We start from the raw sequence: 9,522 nt of genomic DNA on the forward strand, positions 1-9,522 counted from the left end.
GGGGCGGGGGGGGGGCGGCCGGGGGGGCCCGGGCCGGGCCCCGCCACGCGGGGGGGCGGGCGCCCCCGGCCCCCCGCGGGGGGCTGCCGCAGCCACGTCCGGCGCCCGCCGACGCAACCACCGAGCGGCCCGCGCGTGCCCGTGTCATAGCCCGATCCGGCGGGTTCCGGGGCGATCCGCGCAGGTCAGGTGCGGGGTGGTGGTGCCACCCCGGTGGGCGGGGTGTCCCTTGGCGCGGTGTGGGGGCGGCGATGAGGCATTATCGGGGGCCATGGGGATAGTCGCCGGGTTGGACAGTTCGTCGGAGTACACGCGCGTCGTCGTCTGCGACACGGACACGGGTGCAGTGCTGGGGCAGGGGTACGCCCCGCATCCCGCCACCGGAGCCGATGTGGACCCGCAGGCGTGGCTGCTCTCGCTGGGTGAGGCCGCCGACGGCGGGCTGCTCGAAGGAGTGCAGGCCATCGGCGTCTCCGCGCAGCAGAACGCGGTGCTGGTGCTGGACGCCGGCGGGGTGCTGGTGCGGCCGGCCATGGTGGGCAACGACAAGCGGGCCCAGGCTTCGGCGGCCGATCTGGTGGACGCCTTGGGCGGGCGCCCGGCGTGGGCCGAGGCCGTCGGTTCCGTACCGCACGCGGGGCAGACCGTGGCGAAGCTGCGCTGGTTGGCGCGGGCCGAGCCGGAGGCGGCGCGGCGAGTGGCCGAGGTGCTGCAACCGCACGACTGGCTGGTGTGGCAGTTGCTGGGGCGGCCCGGGCGGCGCACCACCGACCGCGGGGCCGCGTCCGGCACCGGGTACTGGTCGGCCGCGTCCGGCCAGTACCGGCCTGACCTCGCCGAACTTGCGCTCGGCCATCCCGTGCGGCTGCCGGAGGTGATCGCTCCGGCCGAGCCGGCCGGGCACACGCCCGAGGGGCTGCTGATCTCGGCCGGCACCGGCGAGACGATGGCCGCCGCGTTCGGCCTCGGCGTCTCGCTCGGCGACGCGGTCATCTCGCTCGGCGCCTCGGGTTCGGTGTTCGCCGTCCACCACGAGGCGCTCGCCGACCCCACCGGCACCATCACCTCGTACGCCGATGCGACCGGCATGCACCTGCCGGTGGTGCACACGCTCAATGCCGTACGGGTGTTGCGGGGCGCCGCCGAGATGCTGGGCACCGAGTTGGAGGGGCTGTCGGAGCTCGCGCTGAAGTCGACGCCGGGGGCGCACGGGCTGGTGCTCCTGCCGTACCTGGAGGGCGAGCGCACCCCGCACCTGCCACACGCCGCGGGGACGCTGTCCGGGTTGCGGCGGGAGAGCATGAAGCCCGAGCACCTGGCGCGGGCCGCGTTCGAGGGGATGCTGTGCGGGCTCGCGGACGCGTTGGACGTGTTGCGCGGGCGGGGCGTCTCGGTGCGGCGGGTGTTCCTGCTGGGGCCAGCGGCCGAGTTGGCTGCGGTGCAGGCGATCGCTCCGGCGCTGCTCGGGGCGCAGGTCGTGGTGGTCGAACCGGCGGACTACGCGGCCATCGGGGCGGCCCGTCAGGCGGCGTGGGCACTCGGAGTGCGCGAGGGCACGCTCGCCCCGCACACGCCGCCCGCCTGGCCCGCGGCGGCCAGCCAGGTCTTCGAACCCGGCGAAGAGATGGCGGTCGGGCAGTCGGTGCGGCAGCAGTTCAGCGCGGTGCGGGAGCAGATCCATCCGGAGGCGTTCGGCTGGAATCCGCCGGCCTGACGCCGGTCCGGACCGCGGTTGCGGTCGCAGTCCACGCCGTGACCACGGCTACGCCGCACGCTGTGGTCGCGGTCCACGCCGAAGTCATGGCTACGGCTACGGCTACGGCAGATGCTCGGCCGGGACGTCAGTCCAAGTAGCCGCGGAGTTGGTCGGCGAAGGCGTGGTCGCGGAGTTTGCCCAGGGTCTTGGACTCGATCTGGCGGATGCGTTCGCGGGTGACGCCGAAGATGCGGCCGATCTCCTCCAGCGTGCGCGGGCGGCCGTCGGTGAGCCCGTAGCGGAGTTGGACGACCTTGCGTTCGCGCTCGCCGAGGGTGGACAGCACCACCTCCAGGTGCTCGCGGAGCAGCAGGAACGCGGCGGACTCGACCGGTGAGGTGGCGTCGCCGTCCTCGATGAGGTCGCCGAGCGCCACATCGTCCTCCTCGCCGACGGGCGCGTGCAGCGAGACGGGCTCCTGGGCGAGTTGGAGTACGTCGCTGACGCGTTCCTCGGGGAGCCCGAGGTGGTCGGCGACGTCGGCCGCGGTCGGTTCGTGGCCGCGCTCCTGGAGCATCCGCCGCTGGACCCGCACCACGCGGTTGATGAGCTCCACCACATGCACCGGGACCCGGATGGTGCGGGCCTGGTCGGCGAGGGCGCGGGACATGGCCTGGCGAATCCACCAGGTCGCGTACGTGGAGAACTTGTAGCCGCGCGCGTAGTCGAACTTCTCCACCGCGCGGATCAGCCCCAGGTTCCCCTCCTGGACCAGGTCGAGCATGGTCAGCCCGCGGCCCACGTACCGCTTGGCCACCGAGACCACGAGCCGTAGGTTCGCCTCGATCAGCCGGCGTTTGGCCATCCGGCCGCGGACCACCAGGGTGTCCAGGTCGGCGGCGAGTTGGGTGTCGAGATCGACGGCCCCGGCGAGTTTCGCCTCAGCGAACAGGCCGGCCTCCACCCGGCGGGCGAGCTCCACCTCGTCGGCGGCCGTGAGCAGTGGGATGCGGCCGATCTCGCGCAGGTACTGCCGGAACAGGTCGGATGAGGTGCCGCCCGCATCCAGCCGGGGTGCGGGCGGCTCGACGCCCCCGCGCTCCCCCGCGCCGGCTGCGGGATCGGCTGGCGCCTCGGTTGGCGCTTCGGCTGAGGGATCGGCTGGCGCCTCGGCCGTCTTGTCGGTTGGTTCCCCGACGGACGGCTCGGTGGGCGGTCCGATGAGTGGGCCGGCGGATCGGCCGACGGATGGGCCGGCGGATCGGCCGGCCTCACCCGGCGTCGGCCCCGCCCCCGTCGCCGCACCGTGCAGTGGCGCCTCGCGGGGCACAGACGGCTTCGCCGCCGGGTCGGGTGGTGTTGGGGTGGCTGATGTGGCGGGCGGGCTCTGTGGGGCGCTGACGGCCTCGGGCGGGATGGTGCGTACGGGGCAGGGGTGTGTGCCGGGATCGGTGAGGTCGGGGGGCGTACGGGGCGGGGTGACGTCGGGTCCCGGCCCCGGAGGACACGGGGCGAGGGCCTCGGGCGGCACCGCGCGGGCCGCTTCGGTCCGGGTATGGGTCTGCACGGGGGCGACCTCCAGGGTGATCACCGCCGGCTGGTGGGCGGCGTGCGGCGGTGGGGTGGCCGCGCGGCCCGGCCGCCGCCCGTCCCGCCCGCCGTGAGTGGATGTGCGGGGCTGCGTGGGCCGTCCCGGCCGGCACTGCCGCGCTCCGAAAGCTCAGGCGCCGACTCCAGTGTGGGGCACGACACACTTCTGCCACGAGGGGCGTGCGCGCACTTTCTGCGACCGCTGCGTCACCGGGCGGCTACGCTGCGGCGATCCGCCCGCGTTCCGACGCCGCACCGGACAGGGTCACCGCCCGGTCACCGCGCGGCGGCCCCGCCCCCTGTACTCCCGCCCTGCGGTCTCGCGTCCCCGCGCAGCCCGCACCCCGCACCCCGCACCCCGCACCCCGCACCGGCCGACGCTTGGCCACCGGCCACCGGCCACCGAGCGTCGCGCAGCGCCCCGCGCACCCGTTTCCCTGCCCTGCGGCACCGGCGCACCGCAGCCGCCCGCACCCGCCGCCCGGCGGCTACAGCGCGGCGGCCCCGCGCTCGCGCAGGGACTGCCCGTACTGCTGGAGGACCCAGAGTTCGTTCTGCACGGCGGCCAGGTGGGCCGGGTCGGCCTGGGGGCCGAGGCGCTGGAGGGTGCCGCGGATCTCGGTGATCCGCTGGTTGACCGCGGCCAGCCGCACGGCCACCAACTGCACGCCGGCGTAGATCTCGTCCGGGTCGCGGCGGGTGTGCAGCGGCTCGACGGTCAGTTCGGTGACGAGCGCGCGCACCGTGTCGTCGGGCGCCGCCTCGCGCACCCGCGCCACGTACTCCTTGTCGGCCGATGCGACCCCGCCGGCCTCCGCGATGACCTCGCGGACCACCGCGTACGGCGGGGCGGTGAACTCGTCGGCGCCGTACGCGTCGAAGGCCGGGGCCACCAGGTCCGGGCGCTGGAGGGCGAGCTTGAGCAGCTCGCGCTCGACGCGGTGGGCGGGGCTGCGCAGGTTGAGCGCGGGGCCGCGCAGACCGGGCGGGGCGGGCGGGGCGGCACCGGGCTGGCCGGCGCGGCCGGGCTGCGGGCCGCCTTCGCCGCGTCCGTACGAGCCGTTGCCGCGGCCTGGGGGGCCGCCGCGCTGGCCGCGCTCGCGGTTCCAGCGGGCGAGCTGGCCGACCCGACGCACCACGAACTGGGTGTCCAGGATGCCGAGCATGCCGGCCAACGCCACCGCGTACTCGTGCTGGATGGAGCTGTTCTTGATGTTCGCGACGATGGGGGCGGCGGCTTCCAGGGCGGCGGCGCGGCCCTCGGCGGTGTCCAGGTTGTGCCGGCTGACGACGTGCCTGATGGCGAAGGCGAACAACGGCGTGCGACTGTCCACGAGCTGCGCCACGGCCGTGTCGCCCTCGGCGAGCCGCAGCTCACAGGGGTCCATGCCGCCGGGCGTGATGGCGATGGAGGTCTCGGCGGCGAACTTCTGGTCGTCTTCGAAGGCGCGCAGGGCCGCCTTCTGACCGGCGGCGTCGCCGTCGAAGGTGAAGACGACCTCGGAGCCCGAGTTGTCCATCAGCAGCCGGCGCAGGATCTTGATGTGCTCGCCGGCGAACGCCGTACCGCAGGTGGCGATGGCGGTGGTGACGCCGGCCAGATGGCAGGCCATGACGTCGGTGTAGCCCTCGACGACGACCGCCCGGTTGCTCTTGGCGATCTCCTTCTTGGCGAGGTCGATGCCGTACAACACCTGGGACTTGCGGTAGAGCGGCGTTTCGGGGGTGTTCAGATACTTCGGGCCGTTGTCGTCCTCGCGCAGCTTGCGGGCGCCGAAGCCGATCACCTCGCCGGTGATGTCGCGGATGGGCCACATCAGCCGGCCCCGGAAGCGGTCGATGGGGCCGCGCCTGCCCTCCTGGGCCAGGCCGGACAGCAGCAGCTCCTTGTCGCTGAAGCCCCGGCCGCGCAGGAAGCGGATCAGGTGGTCCCAGCCGGCGGGGCTGTAGCCGACGCCGAAGTGCTCGGCCGCGGCCTGGTCGAAGCCGCGCTCGGCGAGGAAGGCCCGGCCGATCTCGGCCTCGGGGCTGCCGAGCTGCTCGACGTAGAACTGCGCGGCCACCTTGTGCGCCTCGACCAGGCGGGTGCGTTCGCCCTGCTGGCGGCCGGGGGTGTACCCACCCTCCTCGTACCGCAGGGTGATGCCGGCGACGGACGCCAGCCGCTCGATGGTCTCGGCGAACGAGAGGTGGTCGATCTTCATGACGAAGTCGACCGTGTCGCCACCCTCTTGGCAGCCGAAGCAGTAGAAGAGGCCCTTGCTCGGGCTGACCTGGAAGGAGGGCGACTTCTCGTCGTGGAAGGGGCACAGGCCCTTCAGATTGCCCCCGCCGCCGTTGCGCAACTGGAGGTACTCGGACACGACGGCGTCGATCGGGACCGCGTCCCTGACCGCCTTCACGTCGTCGTCATTGATCCGTCCTGCCACGCGTGAATTCTACGGGCGCCCTGTGACACTCCCGTCCCGTGCCCGGTTAGAGCTCGATCACGAAGACCAGATGACGACCGCTGGGCGCGAGGTCGAACTCCTCGCCGACGGCGGTGAAGCCCTGCCGCTCGTAGAAGTCGCGGGCGCCGGTGCGGCCGTTGCACCAGACCCAGCGGGCCCCTCGGGCCGCGGCCTCGGCGAGCCCGGCCCGCAGCACGGCCGCGCCGTACCCCAGCCCGCGGGCCGCGGGGGCGCTGGCCAGCCCCCGGAACCGGTAGCTGGCACCGGTCGCCGTACGTGTACGGGGCGCGCGGGCGTCCGCGGCGGGTGGCAGCGGGTCGGGGAAGAACGTCGCGCAGGCCAGGGGTGGGGTGTGGGCCGGTGGGGCGGCCAGGGCGTCGTACGGGACGGCGTCGCCCGGCGGGTGCGGGGGTGCGGCCGGCGGGGCGCCGGCGCCGGCCTGGCCGTCCGGAGCGGCGGACGGGTACGCGGCGAGGTGGAAGACCCCGGCCGCGCCGTCCTCGGGGAAGGCGGCCGTGGCCCGGGGCAGCCCGGGGCGGAGCACGGACCAGCGCAGTTCGAAGATCTCCGACACCGGGACCACGGACGTGATGATCGGCATGCGGGCCACGCTACGGGAGCCCGCCGCGGGGGGGGGGGGGGGGGGGGGGGCCCCGCCCCCCCCCCCCCCCCCCCGCCCCCCCCCCCCCCCGCCCCCCCGCCGCGCGCGGCGGGGCCGGGGGGGCGGCGGGGGGGGCGCGGCCCCCCCCCCCCCCCCCCCGGGCCCGCTCGCCCCGTGCTACGGGACCAGCGTCTCCAGCGGAACGGACGGGTCGGCCAGGGCCTGCGGGTCGACCGGGGTGCCCGAGCGGATCAGGTCCTGGATGGGGCCGGTGACATCCCACACATTGACGTTCATGCCGGCCAGCAGCCGCCGGTCGGCGTCCAGCCAGAAGGCGATGAACTCGCGCTTGCCCACGTCGCCCCGGCACACGACCTGCGCATAGCTGCCGGGCGGCGCGTACCCGGAGTACTCAAGGCCCAGGTCGTACTGGTCGGAGAAGAAGTACGGCACCCGGTCGTACGCCACCTCCTGGCCGAGCATGGCGCGGGCCGCGGCCGGGCCGCCGTTGAGTGCGTTGGCCCAGTGCTCGACGCGCAGCCGCGCCCCGTCGGGCAGCGCGGCCGGGAAGTGCGGGAGCGGGAAGGCGGCGGCGTCGCCCGCGGCGTAGATGTCGGGGTCGGAGGTACGCAGCCCGGCGTCGACGGCGATGCCGCCGCGCGCGGGCCCGTTGCGCGGGGCGATCTCCAGACCTGCGGCCTCGGCGAGCGCGGTGCGCGGGGCGGCGCCGATGGCCGCGAGCACGGCGTGCGCCGGGTGCTCCTCGCCGTCGTCGGTGCGCACCGCGAGCACCATGCCGTCCTGCCCGGTGATCTCGGTGAGCCGGGCGCCGAAGTGGAAGCGGACGCCGTGCGCGCCGTGCAGGTCGGTGAAGAGGGCGCCGAGTTCGGGGCCGAGCACCGTGTGCAGCGGGCCCTGCTCGGGCTCGACGACGGTCACCTCGGCGCCGTAGCCGCGGGCCGCCGCGGCCACCTCCAGGCCGATCCAGCCGGCGCCGGCGATCACCAGGTGTCCGTTGTCGCGGCCGAGCTGGGCCAGTACGCCGCGCAGCCGCTCGGCGTGGGCCAGCCGGCGCAGGTGGTGCACGCCGGCCAGGTCGGTGCCGGGGATGTCGAGCCGGCGCGGTTCGGCGCCGGTGGCCAGCAGCAGCCGGTCGTAGTGGATGCGGGTGCCGTCGCCCAGTTGCACGGCCTTGGCCTCCCGGTCCAGGTGGACGGCGGGCTGCCCGAGGTGGAGTTCGATGTCGGCCTGGGCGTACCAGGCGGGTTCGTGGACGAAGACCGTGTCGCGCTCCTGACTGCCGCTGAGGTACCCCTTGGAGAGGGGTGGGCGTTCGTAGGGGTGGTCGCGTTCGTCGCCGACCAGGATCACGCGGCCGGTGAACCCCTCGGCCCGGAGTGTCTCGGCAGCCTTGGCGCCGGCAAGACCTCCTCCGACGATGACGAACGTTTGATGTGCGTCGACCACTTGTCGCCTCCTCGCTCGCGCGCGGTACGCCTGCGCCCGGGTGTTCCGGGCACGCCTGTGCGGGTGTATGCCCATCGGTACACCCACCATGAACCCCTGGTGTACACCCGGTCCTCCCGGCCAACAGGGAGGGTCCCGCACCGAGCGGGCTGCGGGAAGGGGCACTACGCCGGACGGGCCAGCGCCGCTGCCGCTCGGCCGGTTGCCGCGCGTGGGCCGGGCGGGCCGGCCGGAATCCGCTCCGACCTGCGCCTTCGTAGGGGTTCTCGGTCAGCGGCGGGCGGTCAGGCGGGCGTGCAGCGAACGGGCTGAAGCATCGGTGAGCGAAGCGATCTGGTCGACGATGACGCGTAGGCGCGCCGCGTCGTCGGCGGCGCCCGCGAACAGCGCCCGGAACTGCGGGTCGAGCCCGTGGGGGGCGCGGGCGACGAGCGCGGCGGCGAGTTCGGCGATGACCACGCGCTGGTCCGCGCGCAGTCGCGCCTGGTCGGGGCGTTGCATGACGTACCGGTCGGCGACCGCCTTGAGCACGGCGCACTCCAGGCGGGCGGTGCGCGGTACGACGAGGTGGGCGCGGTAGCGGGTGAGCGGGCCCGGGCCGTGGGCGGCGCGGGTGGCCTCCTCTGCGGCCAGGCAGAAACGGCCGATGAGTTGGCTGGTGGCGTCCTTGAGGCGGGCTTGGGCGAGGGCGGTGCCGTCGTAGCCGTGCGGCCACCACTCCTGGTCGAGCAGCCGGTCGAGCGCGGCGGCGAGTTCGGCGGGCTCGGCGCCGGGGGCGTACCGGTCGGCGGCGACGGCGAAGACCTCGCGCCGCTCGGGCTCGGCGAGCAGGACGGCCGGGTCGAGGTGGCCGGCGTGCAGGCCGTCCTCGACGTCGTGGACGGAGTACGCGACGTCGTCCGACCAGTCCATGACCTGCGCTTCGAAGCATCGGCTGCCGGGGGCGGCACCCTGCCGGAACCAGTGGAAGACCGGCAGGTCGTCCGGGTAGACGCCGCACTTGGGCGAGGCCGGGTCGGTGGGGTGGCCGCCCGGTGGCCAGGGGTACTTGGTGGCGGCGTCCAGGGCCGCGCGCGTGAGGTTGAGCCCGACGCTGGCCGGCTCGCCCGTCGCGGGGTCGGTGCGGAACCGCTTGGGCTCGATCCGGGTGAGCAGCCGCAGCGACTGGGCGTTGCCCTCGAAGCCGCCGCAGTCCCGGGCGACCTCGTGCAGTGCGCGCTCGCCGTTGTGCCCGAACGGCGGGTGGCCGAGATCGTGCGCCAGACAGGCCACTTCGACCAGGTCCGGATCGCAGCCGAGCGCGGCTCCGAGCTCCCGGCCGACCTGGGCGCATTCCAGGGAGTGGGTCAGCCGGGTGCGCGGGCTGGCGTCCCACGCCTGACCGCTGTCGCCGGGCGTCACCACCTGGGTCTTGCCGGCGAGCCGGCGCAGCGCGGCGGAGTGCAGCACCCGGGCCCGGTCCCGCTGGAAGGCGCTGCGGCCGGGCCGCTTGTCCGGCTCGGGCGCCCAACGTTCCAGGTCAGCGGCAGAGTAGCCGGGTACGGCCGGGGCGGCTTCGGGGCCGGGCAGATACGGAGCAGCCGCGGTGGGCGGCGCGGCCGGGCCGCCGGTCGCCGCCGGCGGGGGGGGGGGGGGGGGGCGGGGCCGGGGCCGGGGGGGGGGGGGGGGGGGGGTGGCAGGAGACCGCCCCCCCCCCCCCCCCCCCGGCCGGGGGGGGG

6 protein-coding genes are annotated in these 9,522 nt (G+C 75.3%); 1 reads left to right on the forward strand and 5 read right to left on the reverse strand.

The genetic code is table 11. The features are described 5' to 3' along the window. The first annotated feature begins 271 nt into the window (after positions 1-271). Positions 272-1,714, forward strand: a complete 1,443-nt coding sequence (locus AAHZ94_RS21030) for an FGGY family carbohydrate kinase (protein ID WP_349994533.1) — start codon at positions 272-274, stop codon at positions 1,712-1,714. Between the two features lie 127 nt (positions 1,715-1,841). Here AAHZ94_RS21030 and AAHZ94_RS21035 read toward each other — a convergent pair whose 3' ends face one another. The 5 genes from AAHZ94_RS21035 to AAHZ94_RS21055 form a co-directional block, all read right to left on the reverse strand. Then, a complete protein-coding gene (locus AAHZ94_RS21035; protein ID WP_349994534.1) occupies positions 1,842-3,287 on the reverse strand; it encodes an RNA polymerase sigma factor in 1,446 nt (481 codons plus the stop codon). 487 nt (positions 3,288-3,774) lie between these two features. Beyond that, a complete protein-coding gene (gene dnaG / locus AAHZ94_RS21040; protein WP_349994535.1) occupies positions 3,775-5,715 on the reverse strand; it encodes a DNA primase in 1,941 nt (646 codons plus the stop codon). A 46-nt stretch (positions 5,716-5,761) separates the two neighbouring features. Continuing rightward, the gene (locus tag AAHZ94_RS21045; protein WP_349994536.1) at positions 5,762-6,337 is read right to left on the reverse strand and encodes a GNAT family N-acetyltransferase; all 576 of its coding nucleotides are present in this window, start codon (positions 6,335-6,337) and stop codon (positions 5,762-5,764) included. Positions 6,338-6,514: 177 nt separating this feature from the next. Continuing rightward, positions 6,515-7,804: an NAD(P)/FAD-dependent oxidoreductase gene (locus AAHZ94_RS21050; protein ID WP_349994537.1), complete on the reverse strand. Its 1,290-nt coding sequence runs from the start codon at positions 7,802-7,804 to the stop codon at positions 6,515-6,517. A gap of 270 nt (positions 7,805-8,074) precedes the next feature. Next, complete coding sequence (locus tag AAHZ94_RS21055; RefSeq protein ID WP_349994538.1) at positions 8,075-9,373, reverse strand: deoxyguanosinetriphosphate triphosphohydrolase; 1,299 nt, start codon at positions 9,371-9,373, stop codon at positions 8,075-8,077. Positions 9,374-9,522 lie beyond the last annotated feature (149 nt).

The sequence above is a fragment of the Streptomyces sp. HSW2009 genome, assembly GCF_040240285.1.
GTDB lineage: Bacteria > Actinomycetota > Actinomycetes > Streptomycetales > Streptomycetaceae > Streptomyces.

Excerpts from the sequence above, each read along its gene's own strand:
- AAHZ94_RS21030 (WP_349994533.1), top strand. The coding sequence starts at position 272 with ATGGGGATAGTCGCCGGGTTGGACAGTTCGTCGGAGTACACGCGCGTC.
- AAHZ94_RS21045 (WP_349994536.1), bottom strand. The coding sequence starts at position 6,337 with ATGCCGATCATCACGTCCGTGGTCCCGGTGTCGGAGATCTTCGAACTG.